Genomic DNA, 16,191 nt, shown 5'->3' with positions numbered 1-16,191 from the left:
CCGGTTGCACAGCGCAGGCGAGAGATTCGAATCTTGCGCGCAAGAGGACAGGTAATGGGTAAGCAGTTCTTCGGCACCGACGGCATCCGTGGCCGCACCAACCAGGGGGCGATGACCGCTGCCATGGCCATGAAGGTCGGGCAGGCCGCCGGCGCGCGCTTCCTGCGCGGCACGCACCGCCACCGGGTGGTGATCGGCAAGGATACCCGTTTGTCGGGCTACATGCTGGAGAACGCGATGGTCGCGGGCTTCACCAGCGTCGGCATGGACGTCGTGCTGCTCGGCCCGATGCCGACTCCTGCCGTCGCCCTGCTGACCCGCGAACTGCGCGCGGACGTAGGCGTGATGATCTCGGCCAGCCACAACCCTTACGAGGACAACGGTATCAAGCTGTTCGGTCCCGACGGCTTCAAGCTCTCCGACGAGGACGAACTGGCGATCGAGGCGATGCTGGTGGGCGAGGACCTTGCCCTTGCCGCCTCGCCCGAGATCGGCCGCGCCCGCCGTGTTGAGGACGCGCGCGGGCGTTATATCCACGCGGTGAAGGCCTCGCTGCCCAGCACTGTCCGGCTCGACGGGCTCAAGATCGCGGTCGATTGCGCCAATGGCGCGGCCTATCAGGTCGCTCCATCCGCCTTCTGGGAACTGGGCGCCGAGATCGTCGCGGTTGGCGTCACCCCCAATGGCAAGAACATCAACGAGCGCTGCGGTTCTACCCATGTCGAACTGCTGCAGGAAACGGTGGTGTCCTCCGGCGCCGACATCGGCATTGCGCTGGACGGTGATGCGGACCGGCTGATCGTCGTGGACGAGAAGGGCCAGACGGTAGACGGCGATCAGATCATGGCGCTGATCGGCAGCCAGCTGGCCGCGCGCGGGGAACTGCGCGGCGGCGGCGTGGTGGCGACGGTCATGTCGAACCTTGGGCTTGAGCGCTATCTTGGCGGGCGGGGCCTGTCGCTGGAGCGTACTGCTGTCGGCGACCGCCATGTGCTGGAGCGCATGCGCACAGGCGGGTTCAATGTCGGGGGTGAACAGTCGGGTCACATGATCCTGCTCGACCATGCCACTACCGGCGATGGCACCGTCGCGGCGCTGCAGGTGCTCTCGGCGCTCGTCCAGTCGGGCAAGCGCGCGAGCGAACTGCTGCATCTATTCGATCCCGTCCCGCAACTGCTGCGCAACGTGCGCTTCGGCGGCGGCAAGCCGCTGGAGGCCGCCAGCGTCAAGGCGGCCATCGCCGATGCCGAGGCCTCGCTCGACGGGCGCGGCCGCCTCGTGATCCGTCCTTCCGGCACTGAGCCGGTGATCCGCGTCATGGCCGAAGGCGACGACGCGGGCGAAGTGGAGGCCGCCGTCGCCTCGATCTGCCATGCCGTTGAAAAGGCCGCCGCCTGATGCCCCTGGAAATGCGCCCTGATTGCGAACGCTGCGGCACCGACCTCCCCGCCGAGGCCCCCGGCGCGTTCATCTGCTCGTTCGAGTGCACCTATTGCGCCGAATGTGCCGATGCGCTGGACGACATGTGCCCCAACTGCGGCGGCGAAATCGTCGACCGACCGACGCGGGCGAAGCGACACCACGATTCCGCGCCGCCGTCGAAAGTGCGGCACTATCAGGGCTGATACTCGACTCGGGGTGCGTTGAGCGGGTAAGGAACGCGGCCATGAACCAGGCTCCTCGCATTCTTTCCATCGCCGGGTCGGACAGTTCCGGCGGTGCCGGCATCCAGGCCGACATCAAGACGATCACCCTGCTCGGCGGCTATGCCATGACCGCGATCACCGCGATCACCGCGCAGAACACCAAGGGCGTCACCGATGTTACGACTCTGTCGGCGCAGATGGTCGCCGCGCAGATCGATGCCTGCGTCAGCGACATCGGCGTCGATGCGGTGAAGATCGGTATGCTCGGTAGCGCCGAGATCGCCGGTGTCGTCGCCGACCGGCTGGACGGGCTGGGCGTGCCGGTGATCTTCGATCCGGTCATGGTCTCGACCGCCGGTTCGGTGCTGGCGGATGCGGCGACGATCGCGGCGTTCGAGCGGCTCATGGGGCTCGCCTGCCTGACCACGCCCAACTTCGACGAACTCGCCGCGCTGGGCGGTGACGCGGCTCTCGCGGCAAAGGGCATCGCCTATATCGCCAAGGGCGGCGACGCGCCGGGCGAGGTGGTGGAGGATCGGCTGGTCCTGCCGGGCCAGGAGCCGGTGGTCTGGACCGCGCCGCGCGTCGATACCCGCCATACCCACGGTACCGGCTGCACTCTGTCGAGTGCCATCGCGACGTTCCTGGGGCAGGGCGCTCCGCTGGTCGAGGCGATCGAGGATGCACGGGACTTCGTGCGCGCGGCGCTGCTGGCGGCGCCGGGCTTCGGTGAGGGGCACGGGCCGATGGGGCACCACGCGGTTCGGTGATCTTGGCTTGGGGGGGCAAGGCCCACCCCGTCCGGCTAGTTCGCTGCGCTCTCAAGCCTTCCGGCCCTCCCGCAAGCGGGAGGGTGATGGCATCTCCTTCTCCCCTCCCGCTTGCGCGGAGGGGCCGGGGGTGGGTCCTTCTTCTTCAATTCAGCCGCGAACGGCGGCGCAGCGCGGTATCCGCCAGCAGGCCAACCGCCGCCATCGCACCGCCGGTAAGACCGGCGGTGCTGAGCGCCACGATCACGGGCTGGGCATAGTCCGCGAAAGCACGGGCGCGGTCGTTCAGGGGTTCGATGATCTGGCTCATGGTGCGTGTCCTGCGGGGGGCTCGGTGTGAACACGCAGATGCACCGAATCGCCCGTTCAAGGCACTCGGATAAGTTCGCTTATTGTGTTCGGATTTTTCGAACGACCATCATCCGCAGTCGAGATCGTAGAACTGCTGGACGTGGCCCCAGCCTTCCTCGGCGGTCTCGCACCAGCGGAACAGCGAGAGATCCTTGGCGTTGATGACTCCCTCCTCGGCCAACGCCTCGAAGTTGACGACCCGTTCCCAGAATTCGCGGCCGTAGAGCAGGATCGGGATCGGCTTCATCTTGCCGGTCTGGATCAGCGTCAGCAGTTCGAAGAACTCGTCGAAAGTGCCAAAACCGCCGGGGAACACGGCCACTGCGCGAGCACGCAGCAGGAAGTGCATCTTGCGCAGCGCGAAGTAGTGGAACTGGAACGAGAGGCGCGGGGTCACGTAGCGGTTGGGCGCCTGCTCGTGCGGCAGCACGATGTTGAGGCCCAGCGATTCCGCGCCCACTTCCGCCGCGCCGCGATTGGCCGCTTCCATGATCGAGGGACCGCCGCCCGAGCAGACCACGAACTGGCGCATGCCCTTCTCGACGATGGCGCACTGGCTGGCGAGGCGGGCGAGCTTGCGGGCTTCCTCGTAATACTTGGCCTTATCGGCAAGGCGGTCGGCGACCTTCTTCTGCTCGTCGGTGACGGCAGCGGTGCGCACCGCATCGGCCTTGTCGGGCGAGGGGATGCGGGCGGAGCCGTACATCACCAGCGTCGAACCGATGTTGGCTTCCTCAAGCAGCATCTCGGGCTTGAGCAGTTCGAGCTGGAAGCGCACCGGGCGCAGTTCGTCGCGCAAAAGGAAGTCGGTGTCGCGGAAGGCCAGCTGATATGCGGGGTGGCCGGTCTGAATGGTGTCGGCCTGCTGCTCGGCGAAACCGGCTTCCTGCTCGGCCTTGTAGAAACGGCGTTCGGTGAGGTCTTTGTCTTCTTTTTCAGTCATTGGCTCATCTTAGGCATGACGCGGGGCGCGCGTCGAGAACGGATATGTGTGCGCACTGTTGCACGCATTCGTACAGGAACTAGGCTGCGGGCATGATGAACGGATCGGCCTTCACGCGGCGCGCAGCCCTCATGGGAATCGGAGGCGGGGCTCTCGCTCTTCCTGCATTACGGGCGCTGGCGGCTCCACCTGCTCAGGCCCGTGATATGGTGCGCCCGCCGCGCCTGCGCAACGGCGACGTGCTCGGGCTGGTCGCTCCGGCAGGGTTCGTGGCCGACCGCTTCGGCCTCGACGAGATCGGTGCGACGGTGCGGGCGATGGGGCTGGAGCCGCGCTTCGCCCCGCACCTGACCGCGCGCGACGGTTATCTTGCGGGGTCCGACGCGGCGCGCGCGGGCGATCTCAAGGTGATGTTCGCGGACGAGGGCGTGCGCGCGATCATGGCGGTGCGCGGCGGTTGGGGCTCGGCGCGGCTGCTGCCGCTGCTGGACTTCGCGGCGATCCGCAAGAGCCCCAAGCTGTTCACCGGTTTCAGCGACAATACCGCGCTGTGCCTCGCTCTGGCGCGGGCCGGAGTGGTCTCGATCCATGGCCCCACCGCCGCGACTTCGTGGCCGCCCGCGTCTTGGGAGTCGTTCCGCCAACTGGCTTTCGAGGGGGCGATGCCGACTTATGCGGTGCCAAGCTACGCCGGGCCGAACCTCGGCGGACGGGGACCGGCGGTTAGGACCTTCCGGGGCGGCAAGGCGCGGGGGAGGCTGATCGGCGGCAATCTCGCGGTACTCAGCGCTCTGGTGGGGACGGCCTATCTACCTGACTTTGACGGCGCGATCCTGTTTCTGGAAGAGACCAACGAGGCGGAGTATCGCATCGACCGGATGCTGACCCAACTGGCGCTGGCCGGGCTGCTGGAGCGGCTGGCAGGCGTGGTCTTCGGACAATGCACCCATTGCGAGAACCCTGACGGCGGGTTCTCCAACTTCACCGTCTACGAAGTGCTCGACCAGCGATTCGCGTCGCTCGGCGTACCCGCGTTTCAGGGGCTGATGATCGGTCACGTCGGCGGCCAGATCAGCGTGCCCGAAGGCGCCATGGCCGAGATCGACGCCGATGCGGGAACCCTGCGGCTGCTGGAGCCGGCGGTCAGCTGATCAGGCCCGCGCGGGGTCTTCGCTGGTGAGACCGTATTGCGAGACCAGTTCGGCGAAAAGGTCGTCGGGCAGTGGGTGGACGAATTCCAGCCCGGCGCCATTGCCGTTCGTCCAGGCGACGAAGGCGATCATCGGCCGGCATTCGGGCAGGGTGAGGGCGATGACCTCGTCCATTTCCAGCGGCCCGACGCTCTCGATTCGCGCGCCGAGCGGGGTCAGGTCCTTGAGGACGACGGTATGGCTGGCAAGGTCGCGGCGGAAACGAGCGAGCATTTCAACCCGCTCGCGGGCGTGGCGGCGGTCACCGTCGAGCGATTCGGGAATGGGCACGGCCTCAACACCCATGATCGCGGGTGCCGGGGCATCGGTCGGGAGACTTGGCTCCGGCATTGTCGCGTGATCCTTCCACGATAGTTAACCGGAGCAGCGGCCCGGCCATGAGGCTATTGCTATAGTCCTGGAATCCTTGCGGCTGTGCCCTTCAGAGCAATGCGTACTTTCCCCGAATCATGTGTTGGCGCGGGGAATTCAGCGGCTATAAGACATGGTTAATTTGCAAAGGATTGCACGACTGAGCCCCTGTTTTGCCTGTTTTGCGCAACACTGTTGCCGGAATGGCACCTTTCCCCTCCTTACCGGGGGGGGAATCGATGATCCGTTAGCTGCGACATACGGTTTCTTAACCATTCTTTGTGCAGAATTTACGTGTTCATACAGGGGTTCTTATGCGCATCGATGCCAGAAATCTGCTCGACCGGCTTGGCAAGAACGACTTCGCCTACAAGGAATTCGAAGATCGTTTCAGCGAACTGGAACTGTGGCCGATCCTCGAAGCACTGCTGCGCGATCCGCGCCTGCAGGCGATCGATCAGTCCGAGGCGACGGTGGCGGCAAAGCCCGAACCCGCTCCCGCCGAAGTGGTCGAGACTTATTCCGGCGAAAGTCTGAGTTCCCTGTTCAGCCGCTATGGCAACGGCCCCGCCGCGAGCATCCCCGCCGATCGGCGCGGGGGTGCGCAGCAGCAGGACGTACGCGCCATGCTCCGCCACTTGTCCGATCTCGGCTCGCAGGGGAAGATCTGATGCCCGTCATCGTAACCCACGGCCTCAAGGGCGGTGCCGGAACCACCTTCATCGCCGCGCATATCGCGATGGCGCTGTCCGAAGCGGGCGCCGACGTCACCGTGCTGACGACCACCCAGCGTGACACCATGCCGCTGCACTTCGGCCTCCAGCCCGCGATGTCGCTGCCCTCGCTGTTCGCGCCGGCAGAGGACGCCGTGCTCGCCGCAGGTATCGACCTGCGCAGCCTGACCACCGCGCCCGAGGACAACGACTTTGTCCCCGCCCTGCGCGACCTCGGCTTCCTCGAAACCGGGCAGGACAAGGTGATGGTCATCGACGTGCCCGCCAGCGAGTTCGCTTTCGCGCGCCGCGTCGTGCCGCACGCCAGCGCCAACGTCTGCGTGATCAACGCCGCGCCCGATACCCTTGCGCTGATGCCGCAGGTGCTGGACGAGGCGAGCCCCGAGAACATCGCTTCGACCAGCTTCGTGATCAACGCTTTGGACGAGACGCGCCGCCTTTCGCGCCATTCCTCGGCGTTCATCCGCGAACTGGTGGGCGCGCGCCTGCTCGGCCGCGTGCGCCTCGACGAATCGGTGCCCGAGGCGATCGCGATGCTTCAGCCGCTCGGCAAGTATGCGCCCTCCAGCGCGGCACTCGCCGACGTGAAGATGATCGGCGCCGCGCTGGTTCCGGCGCTTGAGACGCCCGGCCGCCCGTGGGTGGCGCGGGGTTCCAATCCCGCCGCTTCGTCCCATTCCTCGTCATCTCCGAGCCGCGCCGCATGATCGAGAAACTGGCCGCCCGCGTGCTGGATAACCGGCTCGCCCGCTATGCCTCCGTTGCCGTGATCATCGGGATCGCCGCAGTCGTTATCGGCGTGCCGCTGGACGGCACTGCGCAGTGGGTCTGCGCCGGTGTCACGATGGCGGGCGCGCTCGTCATGCGCCGGATCAAGGGCCGCATGGGCGCGGTCGCGCTCGGCATTCTGGCGGTGCTGGTCTCGACCCGCTACCTGTTCTGGCGCACGACGCAGACGATCGCGTTCAACACCCCGCTCGAATTCCTGTTCGGCGGCGTGCTCTACCTCGCCGAGCTGTATGCCTGGGTCATCCTGCTGCTGGGCTTCCTGCAGACTACCTGGCCGCTCGACCGCCCGGTGATCGAACCCGAGGGCGAGCCCGACACCTGGCCGACCGTCGACATCTACATCCCGACTTATAACGAGAGCCTGGAGATCGTGCGCAACACGGTCTTCGCGGCGATGGACCTCGACTATCCGGTCGACCGCTACCGCGTCTTCATCCTCGACGACGGCAAGCGTCCCGAATTCCGCGCCTTCGCCAAGGAAGCGGGCTGCGGCTACATCACCCGCGACAACAACCTGCACGCCAAGGCGGGCAATCTGAACGCGGCGATGAAGAAGACCGACGGCGAACTGATCGCGATCTTCGACTGCGACCACGTGCCGACCCGCGCCTTCCTGCAGCTGACCGTGGGCTGGTTCCAGCAGGACCCGCGCCTGGCGCTGATCCAGACCCCGCACCACATGTATTCGCCCGATCCGGTCCAGCGCAACCTGGCGCAGACGATGGGCGACATGCCGGGCGAGGGCGACTTGTTCTACGGCCCGGTGCAGGGCGGCAACGACCTGTGGAACGCCACCTTCTTCTGCGGTTCGTGCGCGATCATCCGCCGCGAGGCGCTGATGGAGACCAACGGCTTCGCGGGCGAGACCGTAACCGAGGACGCGCACACCGCGCTCAAGCTGCAGCGCACCGGCTGGAACACCGCGTATATCTCGGCGCGCCTGTCCGCGGGTCTCGCGACAGAGCGCCTCGTGCTCCACGTCGGCCAGCGCATCCGCTGGGCGCGCGGCATGACGCAGATCCTGCGCATCGACAATCCGCTGCTCGGCCGCGGCCTCACCTGGCAGCAGCGCCTCTGCTACCTCAACGCGATGATGCACTTCCAGTATCCGGTGCCGCGCATCGTGTTCCTGACCAGCCCGCTCGCCTACCTGATCTTCGGCCAGAACATCATCCAGGCGTCCGCCGGGCTGATCTTCGCCTATGCGCTGCCGCACCTGTTCTGCTCGTCGGTCGCCAACGAAAAGACGCAGGGCGGCTGGCGCCGTCCGTACTGGGGCGAAGTCTACGAGACGATCCTGGCCTTCCACCTCGTCAAGCCCACGGTCATGACGTGGTTCCAGCCGCGCAAGGGCAAGTTCAACGTGACCGACAAGGGCTCGCTGCTCGACCAGACGTACTTCGACTGGGCGATCGTCAAGCCGCACCTCATCTGCATCGGCTTCGTGATCCTGGGGATCACCATGGCGGTCGTGAAATGGGCGTTCTTCCCGTACATGTTCAACATCCAGACCGATACGCTGGTGCTGAACGTGGCCTGGGCGCTGTTCTCCCTCGCGATCCTGCTCGCTGCCGTCTCGGTGGCGCGCGAGACCCGGCAGGAGCGCGTGGACATCCGCATCCCGGTGCAGTTGCCGGTCACCGCCTACCTCGCCTCGGGCCATACCGTCCCGGCCGAAACCATCGACATCTCGATGGGCGGCGCGGCGCTGTGTCTGCCGGAAGAGCTGCCGACCAAGGATCGCACCGTCAGCCACATCACCATGGCCATGGGCGACGAGGTGCTCTCGATCCCGGTCACGACGATGCGTACGAACCAGCGCAATTCCTACGTGCGCTTCGAAAAGCTCGACATTCTCGCCGGCCGCCATCTGGTGCGCGCGGTGATGGGCCGCGCCGATGCGTGGCAGCCGTGGGGACCGCCGGCCATGGTCGGCACGGCCCGTTCGTTCGGCGACATTCTCAGGGTGGATATGGTAACGTTGAAGCGCATGCTGCGTCTGAATTTCGCCGAACGCCGCCAAATGAAGGCCGCCAACGCCGCCAAGCGCGCAGCGATGGCCAAGGCGGCGAAGGAAGCCGAGAAGAACGACCCCAAGAGCGCCAAGGGCAAGGGCGGCCTGCCGCTCGCCAAGGCGGCGATGCTGGCCGGTGCCGTCGCCCTGGGGGCTGCCGGGCTGCTGTTCGGCACTTCCGAAGTCCACGCCCAGCCGACCGCCAAGGCGCCCGAAACCGCAGCTTCCGCCGCCAATCCGGGCGTTGCCAACACCAGCGGCATGAGCGAGCGCCTGACCCTCAAGGACCTGCGCGTCTCCCAGCCGATCCGCCTGCGCGGAACGCAGGGCGAAATGGGCATCCCCTTCGGCATGCGGCAGGACCGCATCGCCACCGGCGCCGTGCTGCGCCTGCAGATGGCCTGGTCGCCCTCGATGCTCGATGACCTCAGCCAGCTGGTGGTCATCGTCAACGGCGAAGTCGCGCAGACGGTGCCGCTGACCCGCGCCAATGCCGCCGGGCAGGTGCTGGAGGTCCCGGTAAACCCTGCGCTGCTGCTGCCGGGTGACAACCAGCTCAACCTGCGTCTCATCGGCCACTATGCGCGCGATTGCGAGGACCCGTTCCATTCCTCGCTGTGGGCCAACATCTCGAACACCCGTTCGTGGTTCGATTTCAGCTACCAGCCGCTGACCTTCGGCCCGGATCTGTCGCGCCTGCCGCTGCCGTTCTTCGACAAGGGCCAGAACGTGCCGCTGCGCATGCCCTTCGTCTTCGCCACGCAGCCGCGCGCCGGTGAACTGCAGGCCGCTGCCGCGACCGCCAGCTGGCTCGGCTCGCTGGCCAGCTATCGCGGTTTCAGCTTCCAGCCGGTCGTCGGCTCGATCCCGCGCGGCAATGCCATCGTGTTCCTCAAGGGCACGCAGGGCATCCCCGGCCTCGACATCGCGCCCGCCGGTGGCCCCGTCGCTGCCGCGTTACGCAATCCCAACGATCCCAACGGCACGCTGCTGGTCATCATGGGCCGCAACGACGAGGACCTGCGCCTCGCCGCCGCTGCCGTCGCGCTCGGTCGCGGCGTGTTCGGCGGCCAGCGCATGAGCTTCGACGGCGTGCGCATCCCGGCATGGCCACGCTACGGCGCGGTACGCTGGCTGACCACCGACAAACCGGTCGAGCTTGGCTCGATCATGGAGCCTTACGCGCTGCAGGGCATGGGCATCCCGCCCGGCCCGCTGACCACCCGCTTCCGCGTCGCGCCCGACCTGTTCTTCTGGCCGCGCGAAGGCGGCAAGCTGAACCTCGGCTACCGCTATCCGGTTGCGCAGTGGCTGGACAAGCGTGCCTCGCGCCTCGACGTCTCGATCAACGGCCAGTACCTCAAGACGCTGCCGCTCGGCGCCGCCTGGTGGAGCCAGCTGTTCGGCCCGGCCGGCGCCAAGAGCGCGGATTCCAACGCCACCGTCACGCTGCCGCGCTACAACCTGTTCGGCCAGAACGAGCTGACTTACGACTACAACCTGCTCATCGCCGACAAGAAGAAGTGCACCGGCACCCTGCCGGACAACGTGCGCGTCTCGGTCGACCCGAAGAGCACCATCGACCTCACCAGCGCCTATCACGCGATCATGATGCCTGACCTCGCGACGTTCGCGGGCGCCGGCTTCCCCTTCACCGCCAGCCCCGACCTGGCGCAGACCACCGTGGTCGTCGCGCCGAACCCGTCGATGGCCTCGGTGCAGGCGTTCCTGACCTTGATGGGCCGCTTCGGCGATTCGACGGGCGTTCCGGTGACGGCGGTGACGGTGACCTCCTCGATCGACGGTGATGCACTCGCCAGCCAGGACGTGCTGGTCATCGGCGGCACCGCTCTGGCCGAGGCGGACATGTTCGCCGAAGCGCCCGTCCGCTACGAGAACGGCCGCCTGCGCGTGTCCGAACGCTCCCCGTTGCAGTACGTGACGGCGCTGTTCGGCGGTTCGCAGGAGAACGACCCGATGGCCGCCGCGCCGGTGGTCTACAACGCGCAAGGGTTCTCCGGCATCGTCAGCTTCCAGTCGCCCTATGCCTCGGACCGCACGGTCGTCGCGCTGCTGTCGGACGATGGCGCCGCGCTGCCCGCACTGGTGGACGGCATGGCCGACGTGAAGATCAACGCTGCGATCCAGGGCGACCTTGCCGTTACGCGCGGCGACGGCATGACCAGCTTTGCGCTCTCGAACCGCTACTGGGTCGGCTCGCTGCCGATCTGGATGAAGCTTGCCTACTATGTCAGCCAGCGCCCGATGATGCTGGGTGTGTTCACGCTGCTGCTGGCGCTGGCCCTTGCCGGACCTGCCTACATCTTCTTCCGCCGACAGGCCCAGAAGCGCCTCGCGCGCCAGGACGATCACGCATGACGATTTCGCGTACCTCCAAGTTCGGTGTCGCCCTGCTGCTCTCGACCGCGCCTTTGACTCTTGGGGCGCTGCCCGCGGTGGCCGAGGCGCAGAGCGCGGGCGTCGAGGCGCTGGTGAAGCAGGCCCAGTACTGGCGCTCGAAGGGGCGTGAGGATCTCGCCCAGCAGGCGATGAAGCGCGCCCGCGCGCTCGATCCGAACAACCCGGCGCTCAAGGCTCCAGCACAGGCGCCCAAGCCGGCCGCTCCCAAGCCCGCGCCGAAACCTGTGGCCAAACCCGCTGCGGCGAAGCCTGCACCCGCGCCCAAGGCCGCCCCGGCTCCTGCGCGCGCCGCTGCGCCCAAGCCGACGCCTGCGCCGACCCCGACGCCCGCTCCCGTCTCGGCCGCCGACCGCGCGGGGCGTGCCCGTGTCTCAGGCTTCGATGCGCTGAATGACGGCAATCTCGGTTCGGCGGCCTCGCAGTTCCAGCGGGCGCTTGGCGTCAACCGCCGCGATCCCGATGCGCTCGGCGGTCTCGGTCTCGTGCGGCTGCGCGAGGGGCAGTTCGCCGAAGCGGCCAGCCTGCTCGAACAGGCTTCGGCGAATGGCAAGGCAAGCCAGTGGGCCGAGGGCCTGTCCGCTGCGCGCTTCTTCGCGGGGGTGGACGAAACCAAGGGCCTGATCGCCCAGAACCGCCTCGCCGAAGCGCAGAGCCGTGCCGAGCAGCTGGCGCGCTCAGGCTACAAGGAACCCGGCCCGGCGCTCGAACTGCTGGCCGACGTATACGAGCGCCAGAGTCGCTATGCCGACGCTGCCGACCTCTATCGTCAGGCCGCGCAGGGCGGTACGGCTGCCGACGACAAGCGCCTGCAGCTGCGCGCCGCGCGCGGGCGGGCGCTCGCCGCCGCCGAGCGCGGTGACGACTTCGGCGCCGTGCGCGAATTCCAGCAGGGCCTCGTCATCGACCCCAGCGATCCGTGGATTCGCTACGAATTCGCCCAGTTCCAGATCGAGCGCGGCCGCGTGCCCGAAGCGGAATCGCTGATCCGTTCACTGGCGACCAGCGGCAATGCCGACTCGCTCTATGCCGCCGCGCTGCTCAACAACGACCTCGGCCGGGCGAGCGAGGCCGACCGCCTCATCACCATGATCCCCGAAACGCAGCGCACCGCGCCGATGCGCAATCTTGCGCTCAGCGTGAAGACCGACGCCGCCATCGCCCGCGCCAAGGCCATGGCCGCCAGCGGGCAGGGCGCGCAGGCAGTGGGCGGTTTGCGCCAGCTCGGCGCGATGGCCTCGATCCCCGCGGGCAAGCAGGCCGCCGTCGCCAACGCGCTGTTCGACCTCGGCGACACGCAGGGTGCGGCCGAAGTCGCCGCCAACGCCGCGACCGGCCGCATCGACAACATCGCCGATTACGAGGGCCTGATCGGCGTCCTCACCCGCACTGGCCGCAGCGACCTTGCCCAGCAGGCGCTCCAGCGCGCCTCGCAACTGGCAGGTTCCAGCGCCGAAGGACAGAAGGCCTATGCTCGCATCAGTGCGGGCATGATGGTCGGGCAGGCCGACGAGGCCCGCATGGGCGGCCGCTATGCCGAGAGCTTCGACATTCTCCAGCAGGCCTATGCCGCCGCGCCGGACAATACCGAGATTATGTCCGGCCTTGCCCGACTCTACCAGACCGGCGGGATGCCTGCGAAGGCGGCGCAGACCTACCAGCTGGTGCTGGCGCGCAAGCCCAACGACAAGGACGCGCTGCTCGGCCTTGCCGACACCGCACAGGGTGCGGGTGACCGCGACTTGTCGGAACAGGCCCAGAAGCAGGTGCTGCGGCTCTACGGGCAGGACTATCAGGTCCGCATGGGCCTCGCCAACGTCGAGCGCGCACGCGGCAACGACCGTGCGGCGGTGGCGCTGCTCAAGGACGCCCGTGCCCTCTACGCGCGCCAGAGCGGCGGCGTGGCGATGGGCGGCAACCCCTTCGCAGGCATGAGCACCGCAGGCGGCGCGAACCCGTTCCGGAACCAGATGCAGGCAGCACCGCAGCAGGTGAACCCCTTCGCGCTCGGCGGCGGGACGCGCCTTCCGGCCGCCTATCCGCAGCAGGCCCCGCAGAGCGGGTTCGGCTACGCGGCTCCCCAGCAGGCAAGCGCTTTCGGCGCCGCGCCGGTCGGGCTTGGAACGGGCCAGAGCGGCTTCGGCGGGTTCGCCGGAGCACAAGCGCCGCAGGCCTACGCGGCGCCGCAGGCAAACTACTCCGCCCCGGATCGCTACGCCTCGCCCAGCGGCAGCACCGCTCCGGCAGCGGCATGGGCCGCCCCGGCCAGCGCGCCGGGCTATGACGGCCCGCAAGTCCCGGTCGCCTACGCAGGCGATCCGGTGATGACGCAGATCCAGTCGCAGATCGATCAACTGGCGCAGGACACCGGCCCGCGCGTCGACGTCCAGACCGGCTATCGCGGCCGCTCGGGCGAGACCGGCCTCTCCAAGCTCGACGAGATCAAGGGCTCGGCCAAGTTCTCGACCGGCGCCGCTGGTGGCCGCGTCTTCGCCAAGGCCGAGGCCGTGGTGATCGACGCGGGCCGCCCGACCGGTTCGGGCCTTGCGCGTTTCGGCCGCAACGCCACGCCGGAGGCGCAGGGCATCGTTGCGGCGCAGCCGTCCGCGCTGGTCAATGCGGATACCCAGAACGGTTCGGGCGTCGCGCTGTCGGCGGGCTACGAGAACGACTGGGTCCAGATCGAGGGCGGCACTACCCCAATCGGCATGGGCAAGACCAAGTTCGCAGGCCGCGCCGCCGTCACCCCCAAGCTGGGCCCGAACGTGCGCGCCACCGCCTTCGTCGAGCAGAAGCCGGTCACCGACTCCATCGTCTCCTACGCGGGCACTCGCGACCCCGTCACCGGTGAGCGCTGGGGGCAGGTGATGCGCACGGCGGGCGGCCTCGGTCTGAGCTACGACGAAAACGGCTCGGGCGTCTATGCCGAGGCACGCTACTACCGCCTGCGCGGCGAGAACGTGGCGAACAACGATGGTATCGAGGCCAACGTCGGCGGCTATCTGGAAGCCTACAAGGGCCGCAATTCACGCGTCACCGTGGGCCTCAACGTGAACTATCAGGCCTACGACAAGAGCCAGAACTACTTCACGTTCGGCAACGGCGGCTACTTCAGCCCGCAGAACTTCATCTCGGTCGGCTTCCCGGTGAACTACACCATGCAGGACGCGCGCTGGGATGTGGCCGCCTCGTTTACCCCGGGCTTCCAGAGCTACAAGGAAGACCAGACGGCGATCTACCCGACTGACGATACCGCGCAGGCCGAACTCAACGCGCTCAAGGCCGAGAATTCGGACGTGCGCTCCTACTTCGACAGCCTGAGCAAGACCGGCTTCGCGCTTTCGGCGCAAGGGTCGCTCTATTACAAGATCACGCCCAATACCCGCATCGGCGGCGAACTGGGGTACAACACGTTCGGCAGTTATGACGAGTTCCGCTCCATCCTCGGGGTGCGGCAGAGCTTCGGGAGCACTGGTAAATGAAGATGCAGGCCTTTCCCCAGCCCCGCAGCGGGCCTTCGGACAATGCCGTTGGCGGCCTCGCGCTGCTGGCGATCGCCACCGCCTCGGAAGTGTCCGAGGGTATCCCCGAGGAACAGGCGCACGGCTTCTTCCTCGCCATCGGCCGCCGCATGGCCGCGCTGGAACCGCTTGACGGCGTGAACGACGCATCGGTGCTCTGCGCGCGGATCAACGCGTTCTGGCAGGCGCTGGACTGGGGCGAGATCGAACTGGCGGTCGGCCGCGAGGCCATCATCGTGCGCCACCGCGACCTGCCGACCGAGATCGCGCCCGACCGTGCGGGCCACTGGGCACGCATGCTGCTCGGCGTCCTGGAAGGGGCTTATGACAGCTGGTTCCGGGTCCTCGGCAGCGGACCGGCGCTGCGCACCACTGCGGAATGGAAGGGGGAGACGCTCGAGCTTCGTCATGGCCGCTGACTCCATTTTCCGGCCGAAGGTCGATCGTCGCACGTTTTCGCTGGGGGCGCTGATGGCCTTCACTGCCGCATGCAATACCGCGCCCAGCCAGGGCCGGGCCCAGCAGGTCAACGACCCGCTATGGACCCAGTGGCGCGACCGCTTCGTCGCGCCCGAGGGCCGCGTGGTCGACACCGGAAACGGCCGCATCAGCCACTCCGAGGGCCAGAGCTACGGCATGATCCTTGCCCTGCGCGCCGGGGACCGCGAGGCTTTCGAGCGCATCGCCAAGTGGACGCAGGACACGCTCGGGCGTGAGGACATGGCGCTCCATTCGTGGAAGTACGATCCGACGGCGGCGGTGCCCGTCTCCGATCCCAACAATGCGACGGATGGTGATCTCGTCATCGCCTGGGCTCTGGCGCTTGCCGGTCAGCGGTGGAAGCGCTCCGAGTGGAGCGACCGCGCGCGCGAAGTCCGCAAGGCGATCCGCGAGCACTGCGTGATCTCGCGGTTCGGGCGCGAATTGCTGCTGCCCGGTGTCGTCGGGTTCGCGGAAGGGGCGCAAGTCATGCTCAACCCCTCGTACTTCGTGTGGCCCGCGCTCGACCAGTTCGCCAAGGCGGACGGCGCTGCGACATGGGGCGGTGTGGTCCGCGACTGCGAGGCGATCACGACGCTGGCGCGCTTCGGCATGCATTCCCTGCCGAGCGACTGGGTGGCGGTGAGCGGCTACAATGCCGTCGCCCCTGCGGTCGGCAAGCCGCCGCGCTTTGGCTACGACGCGATCCGTATTCCGCTTTACGCTGCGGTCGGGGGGCGTTCCACTCTGGTGCAGCCGGTGGCCGACTGGTGGCGCTCGCGGATCGCGCAGCACCGCTCGATCCCGGCGTGGGTGGATGTGGTGACCGGCGAGGAGGCGAACTATGCGCTCTCCAGCGGCGGCGCGGCAATCGCGGCGCGGCTGATCGGATCGACTCCGCCGGTGGCGCTGGACAGCGATTACTTCAGCGCATCGTTGCAGATGCTGGCACGGCTCTGAGGC

13 protein-coding genes are annotated in these 16,191 nt (G+C 67.6%); 10 read left to right on the top strand and 3 right to left on the bottom strand.

What is annotated here, in order from left to right:
- Window positions 1-54 precede the first annotated feature (54 nt).
- From glmM to thiD, 3 genes are read left to right on the top strand one after another with little or no spacing between them, the layout of a single operon-like run.
- Window positions 55-1,398 (top strand): phosphoglucosamine mutase, encoded by a 1,344-nt coding sequence (gene glmM / locus BES08_RS13045; RefSeq protein ID WP_069708554.1) that lies wholly within the window; start codon window positions 55-57, stop codon window positions 1,396-1,398.
- The gene (locus BES08_RS13040) at window positions 1,398-1,625 is read left to right on the top strand and encodes a DUF1272 domain-containing protein (protein WP_008831819.1); all 228 of its coding nucleotides are present in this window, start codon (window positions 1,398-1,400) and stop codon (window positions 1,623-1,625) included. The genes glmM and BES08_RS13040 overlap by 1 nt, the downstream gene beginning before the upstream one ends.
- 41 nt (window positions 1,626-1,666) lie before the next feature.
- Window positions 1,667-2,416 (top strand): bifunctional hydroxymethylpyrimidine kinase/phosphomethylpyrimidine kinase, encoded by a 750-nt coding sequence (gene thiD, locus BES08_RS13035; protein ID WP_069708553.1) that lies wholly within the window; start codon window positions 1,667-1,669, stop codon window positions 2,414-2,416.
- 145 nt (window positions 2,417-2,561) lie between these two features.
- On the opposite strand, the gene BES08_RS32875 is transcribed toward thiD, so the two are convergent.
- A complete protein-coding gene (locus BES08_RS32875) occupies window positions 2,562-2,726 on the bottom strand; it encodes a hypothetical protein (protein ID WP_155986253.1) in 165 nt (54 codons plus the stop codon).
- 108 nt (window positions 2,727-2,834) lie between these two features.
- The gene (locus tag BES08_RS13030; RefSeq protein ID WP_008831197.1) at window positions 2,835-3,710 is read right to left on the bottom strand and encodes an LOG family protein; all 876 of its coding nucleotides are present in this window, start codon (window positions 3,708-3,710) and stop codon (window positions 2,835-2,837) included.
- Window positions 3,711-3,802: 92 nt separating this feature from the next.
- Here BES08_RS13030 and BES08_RS13025 point away from each other — a divergent pair, with 92 nt between their 5' ends.
- Window positions 3,803-4,861 (top strand): S66 peptidase family protein, encoded by a 1,059-nt coding sequence (locus BES08_RS13025; RefSeq protein WP_197524376.1) that lies wholly within the window; start codon window positions 3,803-3,805, stop codon window positions 4,859-4,861.
- On the opposite strand, the gene BES08_RS13020 is transcribed toward BES08_RS13025, so the two are convergent.
- Entirely contained in the window at window positions 4,862-5,251 is a 390-nt protein-coding gene (locus BES08_RS13020) for a hypothetical protein (RefSeq protein ID WP_231958005.1), read from the bottom strand. It lies immediately after the preceding gene.
- 335 nt (window positions 5,252-5,586) lie between these two features.
- Between BES08_RS13020 and BES08_RS13015 the strand changes: the two genes are divergently transcribed.
- Genes BES08_RS13015 through BES08_RS12990 form a run of 6 tightly spaced genes read left to right on the top strand, consistent with a single transcriptional unit; the run spans window position 5,587 to window position 16,188 of the window.
- Complete coding sequence (locus BES08_RS13015) at window positions 5,587-5,943, top strand: hypothetical protein (protein ID WP_008831194.1); 357 nt, start codon at window positions 5,587-5,589, stop codon at window positions 5,941-5,943.
- Complete coding sequence (locus tag BES08_RS13010; protein WP_008831193.1) at window positions 5,943-6,713, top strand: cellulose synthase operon protein YhjQ/BcsQ; 771 nt, start codon at window positions 5,943-5,945, stop codon at window positions 6,711-6,713. The genes BES08_RS13015 and BES08_RS13010 overlap by 1 nt, the downstream gene beginning before the upstream one ends.
- A complete protein-coding gene (gene bcsA, locus BES08_RS13005; protein ID WP_197524375.1) occupies window positions 6,710-11,188 on the top strand; it encodes a UDP-forming cellulose synthase catalytic subunit in 4,479 nt (1,492 codons plus the stop codon). Before BES08_RS13010 ends, bcsA begins: the two co-directional genes overlap by 4 nt.
- Window positions 11,185-14,709, top strand: a complete 3,525-nt coding sequence (locus BES08_RS13000; protein WP_069708552.1) for a cellulose biosynthesis protein BcsC — start codon at window positions 11,185-11,187, stop codon at window positions 14,707-14,709. Before bcsA ends, BES08_RS13000 begins: the two co-directional genes overlap by 4 nt.
- A complete protein-coding gene (gene bcsD / locus BES08_RS12995) occupies window positions 14,706-15,167 on the top strand; it encodes a cellulose biosynthesis protein BcsD (RefSeq protein WP_008831190.1) in 462 nt (153 codons plus the stop codon). Before BES08_RS13000 ends, bcsD begins: the two co-directional genes overlap by 4 nt.
- Window positions 15,157-16,188, top strand: coding sequence for a family 8 glycosyl hydrolase (locus tag BES08_RS12990; protein WP_069708551.1), 1,032 nt, complete (start codon window positions 15,157-15,159; stop codon window positions 16,186-16,188). The genes bcsD and BES08_RS12990 overlap by 11 nt, the downstream gene beginning before the upstream one ends.
- Window positions 16,189-16,191: the final 3 nt, after the last annotated feature.

It is taken from the genome of Novosphingobium resinovorum (genome assembly GCF_001742225.1).
GTDB lineage: Bacteria > Pseudomonadota > Alphaproteobacteria > Sphingomonadales > Sphingomonadaceae > Novosphingobium > Novosphingobium resinovorum_A.
Note: the sequence above shows the minus strand (reverse complement) of the source record. Positions and strands in the feature narration are given on the sequence as shown.

Excerpts from the sequence above, each read along its gene's own strand:
- glmM (WP_069708554.1), top strand. The coding sequence starts at position 55 with ATGGGTAAGCAGTTCTTCGGCACCGACGGCATCCGTGGCCGCACCAAC.
- BES08_RS13040 (WP_008831819.1), top strand. The coding sequence starts at position 1,398 with ATGCCCCTGGAAATGCGCCCTGATTGCGAACGCTGCGGCACCGACCTC.
- thiD (WP_069708553.1), top strand. The coding sequence starts at position 1,667 with ATGAACCAGGCTCCTCGCATTCTTTCCATCGCCGGGTCGGACAGTTCC.
- BES08_RS32875 (WP_155986253.1), bottom strand. The coding sequence starts at position 2,726 with ATGAGCCAGATCATCGAACCCCTGAACGACCGCGCCCGTGCTTTCGCG.
- BES08_RS13030 (WP_008831197.1), bottom strand. The coding sequence starts at position 3,710 with ATGACTGAAAAAGAAGACAAAGACCTCACCGAACGCCGTTTCTACAAG.
- BES08_RS13025 (WP_197524376.1), top strand. The coding sequence starts at position 3,803 with ATGATGAACGGATCGGCCTTCACGCGGCGCGCAGCCCTCATGGGAATC.
- BES08_RS13020 (WP_231958005.1), bottom strand. The coding sequence starts at position 5,251 with ATGCCGGAGCCAAGTCTCCCGACCGATGCCCCGGCACCCGCGATCATG.
- BES08_RS13015 (WP_008831194.1), top strand. The coding sequence starts at position 5,587 with ATGCGCATCGATGCCAGAAATCTGCTCGACCGGCTTGGCAAGAACGAC.
- BES08_RS13010 (WP_008831193.1), top strand. The coding sequence starts at position 5,943 with ATGCCCGTCATCGTAACCCACGGCCTCAAGGGCGGTGCCGGAACCACC.
- bcsA (WP_197524375.1), top strand. The coding sequence starts at position 6,710 with ATGATCGAGAAACTGGCCGCCCGCGTGCTGGATAACCGGCTCGCCCGC.
- BES08_RS13000 (WP_069708552.1), top strand. The coding sequence starts at position 11,185 with ATGACGATTTCGCGTACCTCCAAGTTCGGTGTCGCCCTGCTGCTCTCG.
- bcsD (WP_008831190.1), top strand. The coding sequence starts at position 14,706 with ATGAAGATGCAGGCCTTTCCCCAGCCCCGCAGCGGGCCTTCGGACAAT.
- BES08_RS12990 (WP_069708551.1), top strand. The coding sequence starts at position 15,157 with ATGGCCGCTGACTCCATTTTCCGGCCGAAGGTCGATCGTCGCACGTTT.